This window comes from Pseudomonas sp. 10S4 (genome assembly GCF_034344865.1).
In the GTDB taxonomy this organism is placed as follows: Bacteria; Pseudomonadota; Gammaproteobacteria; order Pseudomonadales; family Pseudomonadaceae; genus Aquipseudomonas.
Genome location: NZ_CP133774.1, coordinates 2,533,268 through 2,557,056, shown reverse-complemented (window position 1 = coordinate 2,557,056; position 23,789 = coordinate 2,533,268). Strand labels below are relative to the sequence as shown.

Below are 23,789 nucleotides of genomic sequence, written 5' to 3'. Positions count from 1 at the left end.
GGGTTGAAAAACCCGCGGCCCTGTTGTTTGTGGTTCTTGAGGTGGCGCAACCGCCATGGTTCGCCGCAATCAGCTCATGACGGGGTCATCCTGCATAACATCCTTGAACAGGACACTGCCCGCCGGCACCGGTTTAGCCATCAGAGCGCTGACCAGATCCGATACTGACGTAGAACGATAACCGCCGATGGCAACGATCACGCGAGCGCGCAGCGTGACATCCTTCGCATAGGCTTCACGGAAGATCAGGCTATGACACGTGACTGGATCGAGCATCACCAAGTGCTCATCCACGAGGCTGACGATCAATTGCTCCGGCGAGTCCAGTGCCCAGTCCAGTTTGACCGGTACAGACACTTGGTTTCCCAGGGGCGGCCTGCAATCGACGATCACCGATTCCAGCCGACGCCAGGCCGCCTGTGACAATCGGCACGTCGCGCCGGTATGGCCCAGACGCAGGATCAAGGTACTTACGTCGTCGGGAATTAATGGCAACACGTCATCGAGTTGCTGGTTGCTTTCGACTGTCAGCGTATCGACGTTGCGTCGCACGTAGGCCAACGGGCCTACGCTGTCAGTGACCGGGTAGCGGCGTAGAAATCCGTCGGCGGCATCGAACAACAAGACGTTGGTGTGCCGTTGGGTGCCCACCGCAACAGATGAGTCAGGACGAGGCACAGTGGCCGCGTCGATCAAACGCCCGCTGCTGCTGACAAACCATTGTTGGCGCCAAGGGTGAGCCACGTTGAGTAACGGGGCGCAACGCTGCGTGTTATCCACCAACACGCGCAGGTGTTCGCTCAGAGCATCGTCGTGTTCCCGCACCCATTGGCTGTCGACGCCGGTGATCAACGCAGGCTCTTGGTGGTTCAGTTCCATCTGTATGCCTTCCACGGTCGTGGCCAGCAGGCCGGCGCCACGGCGCGTCACGTCGGTGAAGGTCCATGGGCTCCATAGCGGTTGTGGCGTTGGCAATGCTTCAGGTGCCAGCAACTGAGCACCATCGCCGAAGGCCTTCGACAGTTGATTGTCGTCGATAAAGGGTTGGCGGTAGATCTCGCCAGTGGCTACATCAAACAGCCACGCCGCCGCGTTATCCGGAGTCGCCCCTAGCAGCCGCACTTCCTTGCCATGCCCCAGGTCAGCCAGCACCAGGCGACCGTCGAGGTACCAGGCAGACAAGCGCGCGTCACCGCGAGCATTACTCAATCCGATCAGCCCCAGCGTGGTGAAAGGGACATCGGCAACCAAGGTTGGCAACTGCGACCACCATTGCGGCCGGTCCTTGAACCAGAATTCGGTCAGCCCGCCCAACTGCAACTCGCCCTGAGGCGTCACCTCATAGAACAGCCCTTCCTCGGTCACGGCCAGGCAGCCTTCTTGCGTCGCCACAACGCTCTTGAGTCCCTTAAGCGTCTTCGTCTCGACCGACAGCTCTACCTGTTCACCCACGAGGGAACGTCGTTGCACGTATAGACGCGAACTGTTGCGTTTGTACACGACAAACACATCCCCCTCAGGACCCGCCGGTGCCAGCAGGCTCAGTTGGTTCTTGTCCTTGTCCGAGTCGTTCCAGCCCCGGGCGTGATGTCGCTGCGGTATCGGTCGAATAATCAAGCCATCACTGCTGCGTACCCAGCTCATGTCAGATCGGCCTTCCTCCGGTTTCCAATGAACGGAAACAAAAGCGGCCAACTGCCAGGTCGATGTTTTGAAGCGCTCCGGCGAGGGCACTGCGGGCCAGGCGATATAGTCGCCGAGCAACGGTTGCCAGTCGGCCAGTATCGGCGACTGGTCCAAAACGTCCTCCAGGAAGGTATCAACGCTGCGGGTCAGCGAACTGAGAAATACGCCCTCATCAGTGAGCAAATATTCCAGGGTGAAGCCCTGATTACCCTGGACGACTTCCTGGACAACCTTGACCCCGCCGCTGGGCACCGCCGTACATTGCGTGACGGCGAACTCTCCACTCTTGAGCATCAGCCGATAGCGATGACTGATCAGGCCGCTCGCCACGTCGGTCTTGAGTACCTCAACACTCTGCGGATGATAGAAATACGCGCAGCCATCGACCACGGCGCCCAATAGCGGATTGACGGGCACAGGGATGTCATCGTCCTGGATGTAGAGGAAACGGTCAGCGGCCGAATCGTAGTAAGCAGTGGTGTAGCGCTGCTCCTCGGGGTTGTCGAACGGGATCAGAAACTTGTGCACCGGCGTGTAGGGCTGTTCCAGTCGGTGCTCGCGGGCCAGTGCCTTGAAGTGCGCGCGCAATGTCTGCGCATCTGTACCCGGCACCGCATCCACCTCATCCAGAATCAACACCTGTTGGTGATGGTCGATCCGATAGCGATTGTTACCCGCCAGATGCAGCGTGACATCGAAACCGGCGTGGCCGCTGTACTTGATGCTGACCTCACCGATTTTGAGGCCTTCACCGCGCACGAACTGTATGTCGCTCTCTTGTGCCCAGGTCGCCAGCAGTGTCCACTGCAAGGTCTTGAGAGCCGAAGACTTGAGCTCAACATTTACGCCCTGGTTGAGCACCAGCGTGCAAGGTTCAGTGCCCGCCTCGATCTCATAGGCGATCTTGCCATGCCAGCTATCGAGCAACTCCGGCACGACTAGCGTACGAGGTTTGTCGTCGAGTGTTACCCGGATGACCGTCCTGGTGTGGGGGCGGTAAGCCGGGTGAATGCCCTGGACGATGTATTCGCCCGGGAACGAGTAGAACGTGAAGAGAAACCGCCACTGCCCCTTCTCGTTTTTCTTCTCCAGGCGGCGGGCAATATCGAACCCCTTGTCATGTCGCGTCGAAGCGAAGGGCAGCGAATGGTAGTCGTAACCGTAAAACGCTTGAGGTGTGCACGGCAGGATAATCACCTCGCCAGGCGCCGGGAGGAACCTGCTTGAGCCAGGCAGCCCGAGGCTTTGACGCAGATTGATCGCCCGATCGTAGTCCACGTCGAAATCCGGGACGCCTAAATGATCTCGCAGCGCAAACAGGCGCTGACTGTCATACATCACCACGCCGTCGCGCAAATTCAGGCTCTGGATCACCAGTTTCGGATGCGCCTGCCAAACGTTCTGCTGCGTGTTCCAACTGAAGGGCGCACCCCGATACGCTTGATCCAGCTCATAGAAAAACGCCCCGACCTGCTTGGATCGTTCGGCCACCATGGCGAAACCCTGGGCCAATGCACCGACACCGACGGCCAGCCCACCCACGATCACTGACGCTCCGCCCAGGAACGCTGCCGCCGTGGCTGCCGAGGCCAGGCCCGCGCCCATGCCCGCGGCACCCAGCACGACACTGGCCGAGTCGAAGGCCAGTTGGGTGCTGAATCGGGCGACGTCCACATCGTTGTCCGCCTGACTCAACTGGTAGACGTCGAAACCGACATTGGCCATCCCCAGCACGGTGCCTACGCCTTCGCCGGCCACATGACCGAGCGCTTCGCCCACGACCGTGGAACTGGCCTGCGCGATCAACCGTTCCTGAGCCAGCCCCTGACGTACCAGACTTACAACGCCGACGATATCAATCACCAGACCATGGACCAGTTGTGCGTAGTTCACATAGGCGTGAAGACGCACCGCCAGGGTCAGGCTCCGGTCCTCCCCCTCGCGGCTGCGCAATGCATTCATCAAGGCCTGAATCGCGAAACCGGCGTTGAGGGTGTGTACGGCGCCAACGCTGGTTGGATCAAGCGGGCTGACCCGGCGCGTGGTCAATTTGTCGAAGAGTTCGGTGAGACGATTCTTGATGCGCAAGAACCGCGCATCGTCGGTGGTGACGCGTACCAATTGCTCGGGGATGCCGGGTTTTTCAGGTTTGATCAGACTCAGCAGATATTCGCCTTGGGGATTTATTTCCAGGGTTTCAAACAACGGAATAAAGTCGGAGGTCAGTTTGTTTTTGCTCAGCAAGTCATTGCTCGCCTGGGTGATTTGCTGGCTCCACCAATGACTGTCCAGCTCCATCAGGCTTTTGCCCAGTCGCGAGTTGTTCACCAGAGACTGGCCCCGGGCACTGGCCAGTCGTTGTCGCACGCGGGCAATGTCCGCACCTTTCAATTCGCCAGGCAACAGTACGTCTGCAATCCGCACGCCCGAAGACAGTTCCACCTTCTCGATCTGCGTGCCTTGCAGTTCGATCAGGTCGAAGGTCCTTCGATTGCCCTCAACATAGGCGCCATAAAAGGTAGCCATGCCCTTCTCCTCGAAAAAACTTCGAGAGAGCGGTGCATCTCCGTGAGTTGATTGAACTGAAAAACACCCAGGTTCGGATCGTAGAAGTGATAGCGACTGCGATCCTCGACAACGGTCTTGGCGATTAGCATGGAGTGGTTGTCAGAGTTAAGCATCAGCGTGCTGGTCGTAGTCCTGGACTTCAGCATTTGCACCACTTGCTCAAGGCTGGAACGAGCCAGGACAGTGCCGACATCACTCTCCTGCACGTTGTGCAGTGTTTCGATGGCCTGTACAAAAGTTCGCGAATCACTGTCATCAGGTGAAAGCACGCTCACAAAAAAACGCTCACGCAGTTGAGTGACCGCAGCCTCGCCCTTGGCAATCGCAGCCGCCATCGCCAGTGACAGGGGATAACACCGACGGCCGATGGTGTCGCCGAAGCCATCGAACAACAGATCCTGGGGCACCAACTTGCAAGGCTCGGTGAAACTGTCCAGCAGTTCACTGGAACGCTCGGCAAGGTGATCACGGAATTCGGCTTTTGCCGCCAGCTGGATCGTGGCCACCTGGCGCCCCCACTGACGCAGGCTCATAGGTGTTTGCATGGCATTTTGCTTAAGGGCCAGCACCGTCTCGGAGTGAGACAGCAGGCCCTCAACCGGGCTTTTAAGTCCGGCGATGAATTCAGAGGCCTTGCACTTGAACAACTGCTCCTCGATAACTCCGTAGCGCCCCGCGACGCCTTTATCGCTAACCCTTTTCGCCAGGTTCTCGAGTTCGTCGGCCACCGCTTCGAAGCTGCGGTTGTCCAGCGACTCAAGCCCCAACAATTGACCGAGCGACAGGCGTTGCGCGGCGCTCAACTGTTCCGTCAGCAGCGAACCGCTGGCCAGGCGTTCAAGTACTTCAATGATGGAAAGGCCTTGGGTTGTGACATCACCTGGCATGGCGGGCGGGAAAGCACTGATGTCCTGAGCGATGATGGCCTGGCGATCATCAAAACTCAGCGGCAACAGTTTGTCGAATGTCACGCGGGTATCACCTCCCTGACTCATCGCCCTCAGGAATGGCTCGCCCAAGTGATCCAGCAGACGCTGGAGGACGCCGGTCGACAACACATGCCGCCCTTCGATCAGCGGCCAGCCTGCTTCGAACTCGATGGCATTGCGTTCGAGCAGTTGCGTAATATCGCCTTGGTAGCGCGCCTGGAACCGGCCCTCCAGCCAGCGTTTTTTCTCATCGATCAGCCATTGGGCTTTCGAATCGGTCTGCTCCTTCCAGGAATGATCCTGTTCCTCTTCGGTTTGCCGATTGACCGTGCCATTACCCCTGATCCCGACGAGTTGACGCAACTTTTCGGCCGTCCTCGGCGTCAGGTTACTTTTCTCGTAATCGCTTATACCTTCGAGCATCGCAATCGGCCCGGTTAAAAAAATGGTGTTCTCGCTACCCGGGTAGATGCCATCGCTGTAGTAGTCGGCAGCCCCCTGTGCCAATTTTTGGATGGTAAACGCCTCCATGTCGGACAGCTCGTCCAGCGGCCCGAACTGTTCAACGACGGTCTCCAGTGCCAGCCTGTCCATTACCGGGAAATCGGAATACCTGACGTTTTGCTCGACAGCCTTGCGTGCCGTGGTATTGACCACCTCGTAATTGATCAGGAAGCGATTGATGACCGCATTGACCGTTGCCGAGCCAGGATGCCCCATCAGAAAGGAGTTATTGACCGCAGCGCCCACTGCCACGGCGCGCAAACCATCGAGCCGGACTTGACGATTTTCCGGAACATGAAACACATCATTCAACGCCGGTCGGCTTCTGGCGAACGTCTCCAGAGCGGCACGTTGATCGTGCGCAATGGAGTCGACATACTTTTTATACCGACTCGCTACGTTTTGCCGGCCCGGCATCCAATCGGGGTTGTGATCCAGCAGTAACTGCAAAACGCCCAGGCGCTTAGTTTCATCAAACTTGCTGATGTCCACCTCGCCCAATGTTTCCATCAGAGGTGGAAGATTGTCCACGTCGGAATACAATCCGCCCTCAATAAACATAACTTCTGTACGCACGACATCGGAAGCGCTGGCAAAGTTACCGCGTAAGTTTATTTCCTGCTGATAGATATCCTCTACGCGCAGCGGCTCTTTCAACAGTTGAAGATCGCATAACAGCAGGTCTTCACTTTTCAAGGCTTCAATACTGAGAAGGTGTTTCTCCCGTAATACCCTAAGTGCTTTTTCGTCTTGTCCATAGCCGCGAACCAGCAGGTCGATACGCGCCTCATCGGCACTTTTACCTCGCTCCCCAGCCCTGAGGATATGGGCATAAAGTTGCTCTTTGAGCGGTATCAACCGTTCCACATACACGTTGTTGAGGTCGATGGCGACGGCAAGGCTTTCGCCACCAGCCGCCATCGCGCTGGCCTTCGCCGCCTGGACAATGATCCGGTTGGTCTCATGCGCCAGCAGCGCATCGGCGTCATACCACAGCATCAGTTTATGGCCGTCCTTGACCATGACTTGCTTCCAGACATTGATGTAGTCGCGCTGGATATCCCCAATGCCACCGCCCAGCCAGACAAAGTGCAGTTTCTTCGGAACTTCCGGTAGCGCGCTTTTCAGGGTTTCGACACTCTGGGCCACACGACTGCCGTAGTCGCTGACCTTCTGTTGGAGCTCAGATATCGCCTCCACACCGTTGCCGGGGGACAACGGCTCGTCCGTGTCTCGCCGTCGGCGTACCGGTGGGACCAGTGACCCCAATGCTTCATCCAGCAATGTCAGCGGGCGAAGCAGGCTCTGATCATCCTGCGCATCGATACAACCCTGGTAATAGCGGAGAATGGCTTCGTACTGATCAGCCTTCTTATAGGGTTCAAGCAGGCGTTCCAGATCGGAACGCTTTAAGAGATCGGCAATACCGACATACGCGTGACCACTGACAACTTCCTGTTGACTCATAGTTAAACATCCATATTTAACGAAACATATTAATCAAGCGAAACCGAACAAACAGACAGCGCTTCGACAAGACGACACTTACAGCCGCCCCATCAGGCAGCAACACACGTTATTTGAAGTCAAACTAACGACTCACACCGAACTTATCAAATCGCAAAGATATTCAATTAATGTCTACACAACTTGAAACTCAAGCAGGGACAATCTGGCATTGAACAATCAATGCCAGATATAACGACAGACAAATAAATAACGCCTCAAAAGAGGCGTTTTTTTAATTAACCAACAGGCTTGTCGCCATACCACCGCGGCGTATACACCCACTCGCCTCCCTCGGCACGAGGGAACACACAAGTGGTTGACGAACCGACCAGGACCATCGTGCGCATGTCGACCTGATCCGGGGTCAACTGCCCCAACGTGGTCACGCGCAGAGTCTGACCCGGGCGGCCAATGTCACGTCCCAACACCACAGGCGTTTCGGCGGTACGGTGCTGCGCGACGATCTCCAGCGCGCGACCCAATTGCCATGGCCGAGAACGGGAGATCGGGTTGTAGAAGGCCAGGGCCAAATCCGCCTGGGCGGCCAGATCAAGACGCTTCTCGATAATCGACCACGGCTTGAGATTGTCCGAGAGCGACATCACGCAGAAGTCATGGCCCAACGGCGCTCCGGCCTGAGCAGCCGTGGCCAGCGATGCGGAAACGCCGGGGAGAATTTCCAGGTCGACGTTGTGCCAGTTCGCATCGCTCGATTCGTGCAGGGCTTCGAGCACCGCAGCGGCCATGGCAAACACGCCCGGATCACCGGACGACACCACCACCACCGAACGCCCCTGGGCCGCGAGTTCGAAAGCGTGGCGGGCACGCTGCATCTCTTCGCGGTTGTCGGTGCAGTGCATCACCTGATCGGCGCGGAACGGGCCGGCCATGCGCACGTAGGTTTCATAACCCAACACGTCGTTGGCTCGAGCCAGTTCGGCCTTCACCGCAGGCACCATCAATTCAGCCGCGCCGGGGCCTAGACCGATCACCGCCAGCCGTCCGCGAGGACGGCCGATCAGCAGCGGATCAAGCGGTTCGGCAGCGACCGCGATGGTCATCGAGTCATTGACCTCGATCGTTGTGAGCAGCGATGGTGCGGCACTCCGGGCCTGTTCAAACACACTGCCGGACCGAGCGCCAAAACGCAGCGGCACGGCCAGTTCAAGCGCGGCCTCGCGCAATGCGCCGTTGGCCATGTCGCTTTCATCCGCCAACAGGCAAGCAAGCGACTGCAACGCGATGTTCGCTTCATGCAACGCCGCGCGAATGACGCCAGCGAGATCAGCCGTTCCCGCCGTCACCGCCACCAGCACATTGCGCGGATAAATCAGCAGTTCATTGGCACTCGGCTGACGCTCGGCATGACCGACATGAATCGCCAATCGCGCCTGTTGATCTTCCGGCAATTGCGCCTCGGCCAACCACGGGGCCAGACCTTCGATGCGCACCGACTCACCCGAGAGCAAATCCGAAACGAAGCGTTTGCCCAGTTCCAGATCGCCGAGGGCATAGCCGCTCGGTGGATTGAGCAGGCAAGTGCCGAAACGCAATTCACCACTGGTGGTAATGGCTGCTGCGACGTCCAGCGCTGCGGCGATCTCTCGCGCCAACACATTCACTCCGCCCAGGCCACCGAGCAGCGGCACCACGGCGCTGCCGTCTTCGGCGACGGCCAGCACCGGCGGCTCGGCGCCTTTTTCCAGCAACAACGGCGCCAGGGTGCGAATGACAATGCCGGCCGCGCACAGGGCGATGATCGGCGTGTCCTGTTGATAGAGCTCGCGCAGGGTCACGCCGAACTCTTGATAGGTACGGTCAGCGCCTTCAACCCGCTCGGCCAAACCGTGGATCAACGCGTCCGGGTAGCGCTGCTGAATCCGCTGCGCCGTGGCGAGGCTACCATTGCCCAGAATGACAATCGCCGGAGCTGGACGGCCCTTCAACCTTGCCACCGTTCGCCGGGTACGATGATCAGCGAGAAGTACGGCGAGGACATCGGCTCGACTTCATCCAGCGGGACGATTTTCTGATTGGCCATGGTTGCGCGTTCGACGTACAGCGCGCGCCCGGCCATACCGAGTTCTTCCAACACCTGACGAACCTTGGGGAAGTTGCGCCCCAGCTTCATGATCACCGCCGCATCGGCATCGGCCAGACGTCGTTTCAGTTCTTCATGAGGCAACACGCCGGACAACACCGACAGGCTCTGATTGCGATACACCAGCGGCGAACCCAGCACCGAAGCGCCGCCGAGCATCGAGCAGACGCCCGGCACCACTTCGGCGATGTAACGCTCGGCCAGGCGATCGTGCAGGTACATGTAGGAACCGTAGAAGAACGGGTCACCCTCGCAAATCACCGCCACATCGCGGCCGGCATCCAGATGCTCGGCAAGCTGCTCGGCAGCGGTGTCGTAGAAGTCGCTGATTACTTGTTCATAAGACAGCGGCGCCGGCAGCGCTTCGGTGGTCACCGGGTACACCAGCGGCAACAGGTTTTGCGCTTCTTGAAGGTGCGCTTCGATGATGCCGAACGCATTGCCCTTTTTGCCCTTGGCAACGAAGTACGCCACCACCGGCGATTCGCGCAGCAAGCGCAGGGCTTTGACGGTAATCAGTTCCGGATCACCGGGGCCGACGCCCAGGCCGATCAAGCGTCCAGGTTGCTGCATCATTCGATCTCCGTGGCGAGGGCGTTGACGGCGGCGGCGGCCATGGCGCTACCGCCGAGCCGGCCTTGCATGATGACAAACGGCACACCGCGACTGTCCGCCGCAAGCATCGCCTTGGATTCGGCGGCGCCGACGAAGCCCACCGGGAAGCCGAGAATCAACGCCGGTTTCGGTGCGCCAGCGTCGATCATTTCCAACAAGTAGAACAACGCGGTCGGCGCGTTGCCGATCACCACCACGCTGCCTTCCAGGTGCGGACGCCACAGCTCCAGCGCGGCGGCGGAACGAGTGTTGCCCAACTCGCGAGCGAGCTCAGGAACGCTGTCGTCGCGCAGCGTGCAGATCACCTGATTGTTCGCAGGCAAACGCGCACGAGTCACGCCTTCGCTGACCATCCGCGCGTCGCACAGGATCGGCGCACCGGCCGCCAACGCATCGCGCCCGGCCTTGCCGGCGCCTTCGGAGAATTGCAGACCGTCGATGGCCTCGACCATGCCGCACGCGTGGATCACCCGCACCGCGAGTTTTTCCAGGTCAGCCGGGATGCGCGAAAGGTTAGCCTCGGCACGAATGATCGCGAAGGAGTTGCGATAGATCTCCTGACCGTCGCGGATGTAATCAAGCATCTAGGGGGCTCCGTGAGCGGGCGTCGAGCAAGGCTGCGACCGCTTCAATAGTAAGATTGCGTGCGTGCAACGCGCCGAAACCCGGCAGCGTGGCATCGCGAAAATAAAGGTCGTAGTGACCGAGTGAAACCGCCAGCAAAGTGACGGGGGCGATGTGCGCAGCGGCGCAGGAACGCGGGCAACCGGAAAGGTGCACATTCAGGATTTGGCCGTGGCGTTGCAGCAGCGCCGCCAGTTGCAGCGCATCGCCCTTGGTGTCGGACAGGCCTTTGCCGCAACCGGCGGAACCGGTACAGGCAATCAGGTGCGCCAAGGCATCGTCCGCCGAACAGTGCAGGCCCAGATTTTCCAGGTTGTGGATAACTTGAGCGGCATCGTGTTCCTGGACACCGGGCAGCAACAGGCTTTGCCACGGTGTGAAACGCAGGCTGCCATCGCCGTGTTCAAGGGCCAGTTTGGCGGCGCCTCGGAGCATGGCGGGATCGAGTCGGCCCAAGGGCGGCACCGCGCCGATGTAAACGCGAGCAGTTTCCCGCTGCGGATGCGCGCCGATGTGCAGGGCCTCCGAGGACGCTGAACGCAACCAATAAGCGAGGGACACCAGCGGCACCCGCTCAGCCAGTTGCGCGACAAACGCTGCCACCGGAATTTCTTCCAGCAGATGCCGCATGCGTGTCTGCTCGGGACGTGCCAGATCGAGGAACAATTCCAGCACTGCGATCACCAGCGCGTGGCCATCCCTCAGCCGCACCGCACTGATCGGCGCATCCGTCGGGCAACCGGCCAGACCGAAAGCCAGCACGTACTCGTCATCCTGTTCGCCGACGCTCAACCACAGGTCGTGGTGATGTTCGAGCATCGCCAGGGCTTCGCCGCCATCGAGTTGCACGGCGAACTTGGCGCTCAACTCGTGGAAACGCGGGTGGCTTTGCAGGCTGTCGAGGATCTGGCCCGCCAGCGGACGCGTATCGAGCAGCATCTGCCGGTCGATCCCGGCGCTAGGACTGAGCATCAGGTTGCGCACATCGTCGCCCGCCGCCGTCCTTGGCCCCAACCCGGCGGCCAGCAGGCTGTCGATCAAGGCCGACTGCTCGCTGCCAATCCCGCGAATTTGCAGGTTGGCGCGGTTGGTCGCCTCGATCACCCCGCCAGCAAAGCGTTCAGCCGCATCGGCGACGGCGACGGCCTGATCGGCACTGATCGAGCCGCCATTCAACTTGATCCGACAGATCCCGCCATCCAGCGCCGGGACGATACGCAGCAACCCCGGGCAGGCCGAGGGGCGTAGGGCGGTGGACATCGGGCGTTCGTTCAAGGGGGCGACCGGCAGAGTGGGAAAGGCGCTTCGCGGGCGAAGGCGCGGTATTATGCCTGCTTTGTCAGGCGGCATGAAAAGCCTGCCCGTCGGAACAGTCCGTTTGAGGACTATTTTTGAGGACTGTAGATGTCACCCTGGCTGACAGTAGTAGGAATCGGTGAAGACGGCTTCAAGGGCCTGGGCAAAAACGCCCGACGGGCTCTGCTGGGCGCTTCGCGGATCATTGGCGGCCAGCGCCAACTGGATTTGTTGCCGGTGTGTATTCGCGGCGAGCGGCAGTTGTGGCCGAGTCCGTTTTCCCTGGCCCCGGTGCTTGAGCGCCATGGCGAGCCTGTTTGTGTGCTGGCCAGTGGCGACCCGATGTTCTTCGGCGTCGGCGCCAGCCTCACGCGGCAAGTGCCCGCCGAGCAGATGCTGATCCTGCCGGCGCCCTCCTCTTGCAGCCTCGCGGCGGCGCGCATGGGCTGGCCGTTACAGGAGGTGGTGACGCTTTCGGTGGTGGCGCGCCCGGTCGCCGCGCTCAATGCGCACGTGTCCAGTGGCATGCGGTTGCTGGTGCTGAGCAATGACGGACAGAGCCCGGCGGCGATTGCGGCGTTGCTGCGTGAACGCGGTTTTGGACCGAGCCGGCTGAGCGTCCTGGAACATTTGGGCGGTGATACCGAACGGCGAATCAACGGCGTTGCCAGCGACTGGACCTCATCAGCCGTTGCCGATCTCAACGTGATCGCCATCGAATGCATCGCCGAACCCGGCACCGCGCGGCTTTCACGCCTGGCCGGTCTGCCGGATTCAGCTTTCCAGCATGACGGCCAACTGACCAAACGCGACGTGCGTGCCATCACCCTCGCCCGCCTCGCACCGACACCCGGCGAACTGCTGTGGGACATCGGCGCCGGCAGCGGCTCGATCGGCATCGAATGGATGCGCGCTCACCCGAGTTGCCGGACATTGGCCATCGAGGCCGATGACGGTCGGCAACTGTTGATCGAACACAACCGCGATGCCCTTGGCGTTCCAGGCCTGCAATTGATTCGCGGCAGCGCGCCGCAAGCCTTGGCCGGGCTCGAACGGCCGGACGCGATTTTCATCGGCGGCGGCGTGACCCGCGACGGCGTGCTCGACACCTGCTGGACTGCGCTGAAACCCGGCGGTCGACTGATCGCCAACGCCGTCACCCTGCAAAGCGAAATGACCCTGATGGCTTGGCGCGAACTGCATGGCGGTGAGCTGACGCGCATTCATATCGCTCAGGCGCAACCGCTTGGCGAGTTCGACACCTGGCGCCAGGCGCTGCCGATCACTTTGCTCGATGTGACGAAGCCGCTCGATGCGTGACGAAACCGCCGAACAACCCGCGCCCTTGCGCAGCGGCCTGACCACCGGCAGTTGCGCCACGGCCACCAGCCTCGCCGCTGCACGTTTGTTGCTGAGCGGCTCTTATGCGGACGCAGTCGAGATCATCCTGCCCAAAGGCAAGCAGGTGCAGATGCGCCTGGAATTCTGCCGATTGATCGATGACGGTGCCGAGGCTGGAACGATCAAGGACGCCGGTGATGACCCGGACGTAACTCACGGTGCGCTGCTCTATTCCTACGTACGGCTGGGTACCGAGCCGGGCATTCGTTTTATCGCCGGTCGTGGCGTCGGCACTGTCACCCGGCCGGGTTTGGTGTTGGGCGTCGGCGAACCCGCGATTAACCCGGTGCCGCGCAAAATGATCACCGATCACCTGACCTTGCTGGCCGAAGAACTCGATTACCGCGGCGGTTTCGAGGTCACGGTCAATGTCGAGGGCGGTGAAGCCCTGGCGCTGAAAACCATGAACCCGCGCCTCGGGATTCTCGGCGGACTGTCGATCCTGGGCACCAGCGGCATCGTCCGGCCGTTTTCCTGCGCGGCCTACATCGCCTCGATCCACCAAGGCATCGACGTCGCCAAAACCAACGGTTACCTGCACATCGCCGCCTGCACCGGCAACGCCAGCGAAGACACCATGCGCCGGGTCTACAACTTGCCGGAAATCGCCTTGATCGAAATGGGCGACTTCGTTGGCGCCGTGCTCAAGCACCTGCGCAAAGTACCTGTGGATAAACTCAGCATTTGCGGCGGCTTCGGCAAGATCTAGCAAGACTGGCGGCGGGGCATATGGATTTGCACAGTCGGCATTCGAGCATCGACTTGCCGCAACTGGCTGAGTGGGCGGCGGCGATTGGGGCTGATGCCTCTTTGCAGCAATCGATCCGTGAGGCGAATACCAGTCAGCAGGCGTTGGCGATGGCCAGCGCTGTCGGGATCGCGCTCGGGGATGAAGTATGTCGGCATGCCCTGGAGTTTGCTCGCAGCGTGGTGCCGGCGCAGGTTCAGGTTGAGGTGTTTGCGATTGATCGCCAGGGTGGGATTGTTGGCCATGCCGAACCCCCTGTGGCGAGGGAGCTTGCTCCCGCTTGAGTGCGCAGCACTCACAAAATGGGTGGCATTGCGTGAATTTTGGGGCCGCTGCGCAGCCCGACGCGAGCAAGCTCGCTCGCCACAGGTGATGTGGTTGGCCTTAGCTTTTTTAACTGACCGGGAGACTTTCAATGAAGCGCGTGTTGTTGCTGGGTGGCGTGACGGAAGCTTTGGCCATTGCCCGGACGCTTGGCCCGGAACACATTTACAGCCTGGCCGGTGTCGGTCGAGTGCCGACGGATCTGACCTGTCAGGTTCGCGTCGGCGGTTACGGTGGCGCTGAAGGCCTGGCTCAATTCATTCGCGATCAAGGCATTGAACTGCTGCTGGACGCTACTCACCCCTACGCCGCACAAATCAGCCAAAACGCTGCGACCGCAACGCAGTTGAGCGGCGTCCCATGCTGGGCGCTGCGGCGCCCGGCATGGCAACCACAGGTTGGGGACAACTGGCGGGAAGTCAGCGACTGGGCAGAATTGATCGAAGCGCTAAAACCATTCCGACGACCGCTGTTCACCCTCGGTCGCGAGCCCTTGCAGCACCTGCACGAAATCCCGCAGGAGCAATTCTGGACCTTGCGCGCACTCGACGTTTACCCCGGCAACGAACGCTGCGAAGTCATCGGCGCCCGTGGGCCGTTCGTGATCGAAGATGAACGCGAACTGTTCGAACGGCGACAGATCGATGTGCTAATCAGCAAAAACAGCGGCAGCACCGCTACCGAACCGAAACTGGAAGTGGCGCGGGAACGTGGGGTGCCAGTGTTGGTGTTGAAGCGGCCGGTGTTGGCGGGGGTTGAGCGGGAGTTTGGGGCGGTGGCCGATGTCTTGGCAGCACTGGCAAATGCCATCTGACTGACGAATGAATAATTCGTGGCGAGGGGGCTTGCCCCCGCTTGAGTGCGTGGCGCTCACAAAAGATGGGACTGCTACGCAGTCCAACGGGAGCAAGCTCCCTCGCCACAGCAAGCCCCCTCGCCACAGGATTGTGGGCTCGCCTCAACTCTTCCGGCACTCCGAATCGAAGCCGCTACACTCTTTTGAAAGTTCGCTGCGACACCACACCGCACGCCGCTTTTTTACTTATCGGCCCTGATCAGGCTAAATAGCCGCGCCTGATCGCCCACCCAACCGGATTTGTCCCATGTCCCGACAACGGCTCGCATTTACCTGGATCGCCTGCTTCGCAGTGCTGTTCAACATGCTCGCCATGCCGTTGACCGGAGCGATGGCGCAGTCGGCGAAATCACCCGCCGAGCAATTGCTGTGGGGCAGTTTCTGCACGTCCAGCGGCACCAAGATGGTGGCGATTTCCCTGGGCACTTTTGAGCAGAAAGCCCCGCAAAACGACGATCACTCCAACATGCAACATTGCTGGTGCTGCTCGGGCTCTGCGCCGTTGGTGGCGCTGCCGGGGCATGTGCCGCAGCTGTATTTCGCGCGGTACGAGGCCAATCGAAGCCTGCCTGCCGCCTCTCTCGATACGCCGACACCGCGCCAGCAATGGCCGAGTCTCAACCCCCGCGCGTCCCCTCTGGTGTGATTCCTTCTCGCAATTGACCTGCGTATTGAATCGTTCTGGAGAACTGCCATGTTGAACAAACTCATCGTTCTGGCCGCATTGCTGCTGCCTGCCTGTTTTGCCAATGCTCACGAATACAAGGCCGGCGAGCTCGAAATCGCTCACCCGTGGTCGCAAGAGTTGCCACCGAACGCGCCGACCGTGGCGGCTTACTTCGTGATTCACAACAACGGCAAAACCGCTGACCGTTTGCTGAGCGTCGACTCGCCGATTTCCAGCGAAGCCCAATTGCATGAGCACATCATGCAGAACGATTTGATGAAAATGCAGCAGGTGCCAAGCGTCGAAATCCCTGCCGGCGGCAACGTTACTTTTGCGCCGATGGCCTATCACGTAATGCTGCTGAACCTGAAAGATCGTAGCCTGCTGAGCGACGGCAAACGCTTCCCGCTGACCATGCATTTCGAGAAGTCCGGCGACGTGACGGTTGAAGTCGCGGTGCAGAAAAAGGCCCCGGACGGCATGCAAGAGCATATGCACGCCCAGTAATCGCCAACCCAAAAAACGCCCGTGCGCGCCCCTAGCGCCAGGTTATCCGTGCGCCGCCGTCAGCCCTTGAGCCTGACCCGTGGCAGCTGGATCAGCCTGTTCGCCATGCTGATGATCTTTATCGGTCCGCTGATTTCTCAGTCGATGCCGATGGATCAACGCGCCTCAATGTCTATGAGCATGTCGATGGACATGAGCATGGACGGCCACGGCGAACACGCTGAAGAACAAGCCGCCGAACATTGCCCACCCGCCGCAGAGCACCACGCGCTCTGGGAAAAATGCGGCTATTGCAGCCTGCTGTTCAACTGCCCGGCGCTTACGGGTGGGCAGTCTTTCGCCGCATTCGATACACCGCACGCCACCACCTTCACCGCACCCGCCACTCGCCTGGGCCACGCCCGGCAAACCTTCTTCCCCGGCGCTCGAACCCGCGCCCCGCCTGTCGTTTCGTAAACACGCACCTTGATCTCACACGGTTTAGAAGACAGCCAAAGCAACCTGTGGGAATGAGTTTTTGTGGTGAGGGGGCTTGCCCCCGTTGGGTCGCGAAGCGGTCCAAAAACCTGCAATCGCGGTGTACCAGGTACACCGCGTGCATTGGTTTACGACTGCTTCGCAGCCGAACGGGGAAAGCCCCTCGCCACAAAAGCCCGCTCCCACAAGGATTGCGCACGCTGCCGGCCGTGTCGTTTACGACTGTTCGATGGAAATTGTCATGTCCCGCTTTTCTGCTGACACACGCTTGAGCTGCACCCCGACCTCCTTTGCCCTGAACGAATCCCGACTGCGTTTCAGGCACGCTATTGCCGTCCTTTGCGGCGTTTTGCTGACCCCGATAGTGCTGGCTGATGAACATGCCGAGCACACCGAAGAACTGAGCCCAACCGTGATCACCGCCATCGCGCCGAGCTCGCCGCTGACCATCGTCACCAACCCCAAGGACCCGCGCCAACCGGTGCCGGCCAGTGACGGTGGCGATTACCTGAAGACCATTCCCGGCTTCGCTTTAGTCCGAAATGGCGGCACCAACGGCGATCCGGTGCTGCGCGGCATGTTCGGCTCGCGGCTGAACATCCTTACCAACGGCAGCATGATGCTCGGCGCCTGTCCCGGCCGGATGGACGCGCCGACCTCGTACATCTCGCCGGAAACCTACGACAAACTCACCGTCATCAAAGGCCCCCAAACCGTGCTTTGGGGACCGGGAGCATCAGCCGGCACAGTCCTCTTCGACCGCGAACCGGAACACTTCGGTGAACTCGGCACCCGCGTGAACGCCAGCGTGCTGGCCGGCTCCAACGGCCGTTTCGACAAAGTGGTGGACGCCGCTGCCGGCGGGTCGTTGGGCTACGTGCGGGTGATCGGCAACACCGCGCATTCGGACGACTACAAGGACGGCAACAACGACACCGTAGCGTCGCGTTACGACAAGTGGAACGGCGACGTGGCGGTGGGCTGGACCCCGGACGCCGACACCTTGCTGGAGCTGACCGCCGGCAAGGGCGATGGCGAAGCGCGTTACGCCGGGCGGGGCATGGACGGTACGCAATTCAAGCGCGAAAGCCTCGGGTTGCGGTTCGAGAAATCCAACATCGGCGACGTGCTGGATAAGGTCGAGGCGCAGGTCTACTACAACTACGCCGACCACGTGATGGACAACTACACCCTGCGCACACCGTCCGGCACCGGGATGATGTCCGGGCCGATGGCCTCCAACGTCGACCGGCGCACTCTCGGCGCACGGATCAAAGCCACTTGGCACTGGGCCGATCTGCAACTGATCAGCGGCCTCGACGCGCAGACCAACGAACACCGTCAACGCAGCGCCATGGGCGTCGACGCCTACAAGGAACAGCCATACACCAAGGACGCCGACTTCCATAACTATGGGGTGTTCAGCGAACTGACCTGGTACGCCGCCGACCGTGATCGGCTGATTACCGGCGCGCGGGTGGACCGTGCTTCGGCCAAGGATTATCGGCAGACCATCGGCTCCGGGATGATGAGCATGCCGAACCCGACCGCCGACAAGACCCGCGCCGACACCCTGCCGAGCGGCTTCGTCCGTTATGAGCATGACTTGGCCAACAGCCCGACCACGCTCTACGCCGGCCTCGGCCACAGCGAGCGCTACCCGGATTACTGGGAGCTGTTTTCGCCCAAGTCCGGCCCGGCCGGTTCAGTGAATGCCTTTGATTCGATCAAACCGGAAAAAACCACCCAGCTCGACTTCGGCCTGCAATACAAGACCGAAGACCTCGAAGCCTGGGCATCGGGTTATGTCGGCCAAGTGCGCGACTACATCCTGTTCAACTACACACCGGGGATGATGGGCACGACCTCGCAAGCGCAGAACATCGACGCGCGAATCATGGGCGGCGAACTCGGTGCGGCTTACAAGTTGACCTCCAACTGGAAGGCCGACGCGACCCTGGCCTATGCCTGGGGCAAGAACAGCAGCGACGGTAAAGCGCTACCGCAAATGCCGCCGCTGGATGCGCGCTTCGGCCTGACCTACAGCGAAGACAACTGGAGTGCTGGAGCCTTGTGGCGTGTGGTTGCGGCGCAAAACCGCATCGACCAGAACAAGGGCAACGTGGTCGGCAAGGACTTCGACAAGAGCGCAGGGTTCGGCGTGTTCTCGCTTAACGGCGCGTACCGCATCAACAAGAACTGGAAGGTCAGCAGCGGCGTCGACAACCTGTTCGGCAAGGCGTACGCCGAGCATTTGAACCTGGCCGGTAACGCCGGTTTCGGCTATCCGGCCAATGACCCGCAAGCCATCAACGAACCGGGGCGCACGCTCTGGACCAAGGTCGATATGAGCTTCTAAAAGCTTCGCGGGCAAGCCTCGCTCCTACAGGTCCAACACCGGCCATGTGGGAGCGAGCCTGCTCGCGATTGACTGCGCAGCAGTCACCGGACAACAACAAAAGACTCAAGCCAAGCGGAGCACCTGATGAAACAACCCAAACCGAATTTCTACAACCTGGCCTGGCGTTGGCATTTCTATGCCGGGCTATTCGTCGCGCCATTCATGGTGATGCTGGCCCTGACCGGCACCCTTTACCTGTTCAAACCGCAACTCGACCCGCTGATGTACGCCAGCCTGATGAACGTCCCGGCCGGGCATCACACGGTGTCCGCCGATGACCTGGCCAAGCGGGTGAAAGAGGCCTATCCACAAGGCCAGATCAAACAATACCTGCCGCCGGTCAACGCCGAACGCAGCGCACAGTTTGTCGTGATCAATGCCGGTCACGAGCTCAACGTCTTCATCGACCCGTACCACGGCGACATCCTCGGTGAGCAAGACGCCAAGAAAAACCTGCAAGCCCTCGCCCGGGCAATTCACGGCGAGTTGCTGATCGGCACCGTCGGTGATCGACTGGTCGAACTCGCCGCTGGCTGGGGCGTAGTGCTGGTGGTGTCCGGGGTATTTCTGTGGTGGCCGCGCGGTCAGTATGCTGGCGTGTTGTGGCCACGTTTCAGCCGTCGCGGTCGTGCGCTGTGGCGCGACCTGCACGCCGTAACCGGGTTCTGGGGCGCGGCATTCTTGCTGGTGATGCTGCTCAGCGGCATGACCTGGACCGGTTTCTGGGGCAAGCAATACGCCGAAGTCTGGAACCGCTTCCCGGCGGCAATGTGGAACGACATGCCGAAGTCCGACGTCGAGGCCCGCAGCCTCAACAGCGCCACCCGCCAGACCGTGCCCTGGGCCATGGAAAACACGCCGATGCCAATGTCCGGCGACCACGCCGAGCACATGGCTCACGGTGCCGCGCCGGCCGGTCCTGCGGCGCCGACCATCAACCTGCAAGACGTACAAAACCTAGCCGTGCAACGCAAGGTCGAACCGGGTTACAGCATCACCTTGCCGACCACCGCCACCGGCGTGTTCACCATCGCGGTGTTCGCCGACGACCCGCGCAACGACGCCACCCTGCACGTCGATCAGTACACCGGCAAGGTTCTCGCCATGACGTGCGCTACGAGCAATACGGCGCCGTCGCCCGAGCCACGGAAATCGGCGTGATGCTGCATGAAGGCAAGATGTTTGGTGCGTTCAATCAGATCATCGTGCTGCTGATTTGCCTGATGATTCTGCTCAGCGCGGTCAGTGGCGTGGTGATCTGGTGGAAGCGTCGGCCGGACGGCCAGTTCGGTGTTCCGCCGCTGCGCCACGACCTGCCGAAATGGAAAACCGGCGTAGCTATCATGCTGGTGCTGGCGGTGATTTTTCCGCTGGTGGGCGCCTCGTTGATTGTCGTGTGGGTGCTGGATCGGCTGCTGCTGTCGCGCTTCAATCGACAAACTGAATCTGCTTCATCTTCATCATGAGTGAGGCGAGATGCGTGCGTTAGAGGGATCTGTAGACTTCGCGCGCTTATCTCCCGGTCACTTTTTGTGTTACTGTATAACGCACACATGCCGTATTAATCGCAGCCTAAAAGCCCTCATCGCGAGCAAGCCCGCTCCCACATTGGAATGCGATCAAATGTGGGAGCGGGCGTGCTCGCGAAGGCGTCATCAGCAACACCAAAAATCTTAGAGTAAACGCATGACATCGCTGAACCTCACAAACCTCGCCTGGACACCCCTGGGCCTCGGCCACTGCCATCACCAGTTCCAACTGCGTGACGCCTCGTTGCACGTGGCCGCCGGTGAGTTTGTCGGGTTGATCGGCCCCAACGGCAGTGGCAAGACCAGCCTGCTGCGTTGCGCCTATCGCTTCAGCAAACCCGACAGCGGCGAGGTTCAACTCGAGCATCACAACGTCTGGAAGCAATCCTCGCGCTGGTGCGCGCAACGCATTGCCGTGGTCCTGCAAGAATTCCCCGACGCCTTCGGCCTCACCGTCGAGGAAGTGGTCGCCATGGGCCGCACGCCGCACAAAGGCCTGTTCGACGGCGACACCATCGAAGACCGAAACCTCGCCACTCAGGCGCTGGAATCGGTCGGCCTAAAAGGCTTCGAAGACCACGCCTTCGCCACCCTTTCCGGCGGAGAAAAACAACGCGTGATCCTCGCCCGCGCCCTGGCCCAGCAACCGCAACTGCTGATCCTCGACGAGCCGACCAACCACCTCGACCCGCGCTATCAGCTCGAACTGCTGCAACTGGTCAAACGCCTGAACATCGGCACCCTGGCGAGCATCCACGACCTCAACCTGGCCGCCGCTTTCTGTGATCGTTTGTACGTAATCAACCACGGCCGCATCGTCGCCAGCGGCACACCGAAAGAAGTCCTGACCGCGCTGCTGCTGCGCGAGGTTTTCGGCGTCGAAGCGCTGATCGACGAACACCCCCTCCACGGCTACCCCCGAATCACCTGGATAACCCAATAATGACTGTGCGTTCCCTGCTCTGTGTCGCTCTGTTGCTGGGCAGTGCCCACGCCGTTGCCGAGGCGACGAAATACCCGCTGACCGTTCAGAGCTGCAACCGCGACGTGACGTTCAAGCAAGCGCCGAAACACGCGGTCAGCCACGACATCAACATGACCCAGATGATGCTCGCCCTCGGCCTCAAACCGCACATGGCCGGCTACAGCGGCGTGACCGGTTGGAAGTCGGTGACGCCCGAGATGCAGACCATCCTCGACGGTCTGCCGGAACTGGCGGCGAAGTACCCGTCGGTGGAAACCCTGCTCAACGCCAACGTCGATTTCTTCTTCGCCGGTTGGGATTACGGCATGCGCGTCGGCGGTGACCTGACGCCGCAAACGCTGCAACCGTTGGGCATCAACGTCTACGAGCTGACCGAATCCTGCGCCTTCGTCATGAAGCGCCCGGCGGCCAGCCTGAACGACACCTACAACGACCTGCGCAACCTCGGCAAAATCTTCGACGTGCAGGATCGCGCCAACGCCTTGATCGCCGAGATGCAGGAACAAGTCGCCGAGGTGCGCAAGGATCTGCCGGCGGACAAACCACGCGTCTTCCTCTACGACAGCGGCGAAGACCGGGCCATGACCTCCGGGCGCCTCGGCATGCCACAAGCGCTGATCGATGCGGCGGGAGGGCAAAATATTCTGGATGACGTCGAGGCCAGTTGGACGCGGGTTAATTGGGAGAACGTGATCGAGCGCAATCCGCAGGTGATCGTGATCGTCGACTACGGCGAAGTTACGGCCGAGCAGAAAGAGCAATTCCTGCTGAACAACAAAGCCCTGCAATCGGTGGACGCGATCAAGAACCAGCGCTTTATCGTCATTCCGTACGTGCAAGCCACGCCGGGGATCGACAACGTGCTGGCGGTGGAAACCCTGGCCAAAGGGTTCCACGGCGAATGATCGACCGTCGCTATGCCTTGTTGCTGACCGCCCTCGGCGCACTGTTGCTGGTGTCGTGCGTGGTGTCGCTGGGCTTTGGCCCGGCGCGGGTGCCGGTGGACGTGGTGTGGCGGATTTTGCTGCACAAGATGTTGGGAGTCGGCGCTCCGGACTGGGCTACCGGGCAGGAACATATCGTCTGGCTGATCCGCGTGCCGCGCATGTTGCTCGGCGCGTTGGTCGGGGCCGGGCTGGCGTTGATCGGCGCGGTGTTGCAAGCGGTGACGCGCAATCCGCTGGCTGATCCGCATCTGCTTGGCGTCACTTCAGGCGCGACCCTTGGCGCGGTGATTGTGGTGCTGCATGTCGGGGAGATCGTCGGGTTGCTGACCTTGCCGATTGCGGCGTTTATCGGCGCGCTGGTAAGCATGCTGATCGTGCTGATGATCGCCAATCGCAATGGGCGGCTGGACAGTGATCGGTTGCTGTTGTGTGGTGTGGCGGTGTCGTTTGTGATGATGGCGATTGCCAATTTGCTGCTGTTTCTGGGGGATCATCGCGCGAGTTCCGCGGTGATGTTCTGGATGCTTGGCGGGCTCGGGTTGGCGCGCTGGGAATTGCTGGCGGTGCCGGCGGCCGGTGTGTTGCTCGGATTGGTTTTGTTGCTGGGGATGGCACGGCCGTTGAATGCGTTGATGGCGGGTGAGCAGACTGCCGTGACGTTGGGTTTGAATGCTCGCACGGTGCGGTTGCGGGTGTTTTTGATTGCTTCGCTGATGACCGGCGTGCTTGTTTCGATCAGTGGGTCGATTGGGTTTGTCGGGCTGATGGTGCCGCACATTGCGCGGCGGTTGGTCGGCGCGGAGCATCGCAGATTGTTACCCGTCTGCGTGTTGCTCGGCAGCCTCTTCCTCGTTTGGGTCGACGTCGCCGCCCGTACCCTGATCGCCCCCGAAGATTTGCCGATTGGCGTCGCCACCGCCGCCATCGGCGGCCTGTTCTTCATCGGCCTGATGCGCCGCCGCTAATCCCACAAACACACCCCAAAACCCTGTGGGAGTGAGCCTGCTCGCGATGACGGCGGCACATCCAACATCTCTGTGACTGACCCACCGCGATCGCGAGCAGGCTCGCTCCCACAGTGGATTTGTGGTCGTCTGTTTGTTTTGTGTGTTTAA

General features: G+C 60.6%; 15 protein-coding genes and 3 pseudogenes. 12 read left to right on the top strand and 6 right to left on the bottom strand.

Annotated features, from left to right (window positions below; genetic code table 11):
- Positions 1-69: 69 nt before the first annotated feature.
- The 6 genes from RHM58_RS11750 to cobG form a co-directional block, all read right to left on the bottom strand.
- Complete coding sequence (locus RHM58_RS11750) at positions 70-4,212, bottom strand: TcdA/TcdB pore-forming domain-containing protein (protein WP_322270431.1); 4,143 nt, start codon at positions 4,210-4,212, stop codon at positions 70-72.
- Positions 4,158-7,154, bottom strand: a complete 2,997-nt coding sequence (locus RHM58_RS11745; RefSeq protein WP_322270430.1) for a TcdA/TcdB catalytic glycosyltransferase domain-containing protein — start codon at positions 7,152-7,154, stop codon at positions 4,158-4,160. The genes RHM58_RS11750 and RHM58_RS11745 overlap by 55 nt, the downstream gene beginning before the upstream one ends.
- A gap of 278 nt (positions 7,155-7,432) precedes the next feature.
- Positions 7,433-9,142 carry a precorrin-3B C(17)-methyltransferase gene (cobJ, locus tag RHM58_RS11740; protein ID WP_322270429.1) on the bottom strand — a complete coding sequence of 570 codons (1,710 nt, stop codon included), beginning with the start codon at positions 9,140-9,142 and terminating at the stop codon, positions 7,433-7,435.
- Positions 9,139-9,870 carry a precorrin-2 C(20)-methyltransferase gene (locus tag RHM58_RS11735; RefSeq protein WP_201205118.1) on the bottom strand — a complete coding sequence of 244 codons (732 nt, stop codon included), beginning with the start codon at positions 9,868-9,870 and terminating at the stop codon, positions 9,139-9,141. The genes cobJ and RHM58_RS11735 overlap by 4 nt, the downstream gene beginning before the upstream one ends.
- Positions 9,870-10,496: a precorrin-8X methylmutase gene (locus tag RHM58_RS11730; protein WP_201255641.1), complete on the bottom strand. Its 627-nt coding sequence runs from the start codon at positions 10,494-10,496 to the stop codon at positions 9,870-9,872. Before RHM58_RS11730 ends, RHM58_RS11735 begins: the two co-directional genes overlap by 1 nt.
- Positions 10,489-11,796, bottom strand: a complete 1,308-nt coding sequence (gene cobG, locus RHM58_RS11725; RefSeq protein WP_322270428.1) for a precorrin-3B synthase — start codon at positions 11,794-11,796, stop codon at positions 10,489-10,491. Before cobG ends, RHM58_RS11730 begins: the two co-directional genes overlap by 8 nt.
- 144 nt (positions 11,797-11,940) lie before the next feature.
- Here cobG and cbiE point away from each other — a divergent pair, with 144 nt between their 5' ends.
- The 12 genes and pseudogenes from cbiE (at position 11,941) to RHM58_RS11665 (ending at position 23,639) form a co-directional block, all read left to right on the top strand.
- Entirely contained in the window at positions 11,941-13,152 is a 1,212-nt protein-coding gene (gene cbiE / locus RHM58_RS11720; RefSeq protein WP_201200229.1) for a precorrin-6y C5,15-methyltransferase (decarboxylating) subunit CbiE, read from the top strand.
- Positions 13,145-14,265: pseudogene (locus RHM58_RS11715) on the top strand (cobalt-precorrin-5B (C(1))-methyltransferase). Before cbiE ends, RHM58_RS11715 begins: the two are co-directional and overlap by 8 nt.
- Positions 14,266-14,396: 131 nt before the next feature.
- A complete protein-coding gene (locus RHM58_RS11710; protein ID WP_201255643.1) occupies positions 14,397-15,119 on the top strand; it encodes a cobalt-precorrin-6A reductase in 723 nt (240 codons plus the stop codon).
- A gap of 289 nt (positions 15,120-15,408) precedes the next feature.
- Positions 15,409-15,807 (top strand): DUF2946 domain-containing protein, encoded by a 399-nt coding sequence (locus tag RHM58_RS11705; protein ID WP_322270427.1) that lies wholly within the window; start codon positions 15,409-15,411, stop codon positions 15,805-15,807.
- A gap of 48 nt (positions 15,808-15,855) precedes the next feature.
- Complete coding sequence (locus RHM58_RS11700) at positions 15,856-16,335, top strand: copper chaperone PCu(A)C (protein ID WP_201200218.1); 480 nt, start codon at positions 15,856-15,858, stop codon at positions 16,333-16,335.
- Positions 16,336-16,356: 21 nt separating this feature from the next.
- Positions 16,357-16,791 (top strand): DUF2946 domain-containing protein, encoded by a 435-nt coding sequence (locus RHM58_RS11695; RefSeq protein WP_201200217.1) that lies wholly within the window; start codon positions 16,357-16,359, stop codon positions 16,789-16,791.
- Positions 16,792-17,053: 262 nt separating this feature from the next.
- Positions 17,054-19,171: a TonB-dependent copper receptor gene (locus RHM58_RS11690; protein ID WP_322270426.1), complete on the top strand. Its 2,118-nt coding sequence runs from the start codon at positions 17,054-17,056 to the stop codon at positions 19,169-19,171.
- 126 nt (positions 19,172-19,297) lie between these two features.
- A pseudogene (locus tag RHM58_RS11685) lies at positions 19,298-20,260 on the top strand (PepSY-associated TM helix domain-containing protein); the annotation flags it as partial.
- Positions 20,197-20,679: pseudogene (locus RHM58_RS11680) on the top strand (PepSY domain-containing protein); the annotation flags it as partial. The pseudogenes RHM58_RS11685 and RHM58_RS11680, both read left to right, overlap by 64 nt.
- A gap of 220 nt (positions 20,680-20,899) precedes the next feature.
- A complete protein-coding gene (locus RHM58_RS11675; RefSeq protein WP_322270425.1) occupies positions 20,900-21,685 on the top strand; it encodes an ABC transporter ATP-binding protein in 786 nt (261 codons plus the stop codon).
- On the top strand, positions 21,685-22,632 hold the full coding sequence (locus RHM58_RS11670) for an ABC transporter substrate-binding protein (protein WP_322270424.1): 948 nt from the start codon (positions 21,685-21,687) through the stop codon (positions 22,630-22,632). Before RHM58_RS11675 ends, RHM58_RS11670 begins: the two co-directional genes overlap by 1 nt.
- Positions 22,629-23,639, top strand: a complete 1,011-nt coding sequence (locus RHM58_RS11665; protein ID WP_322270423.1) for a FecCD family ABC transporter permease — start codon at positions 22,629-22,631, stop codon at positions 23,637-23,639. Before RHM58_RS11670 ends, RHM58_RS11665 begins: the two co-directional genes overlap by 4 nt.
- Positions 23,640-23,789: the final 150 nt, after the last annotated feature.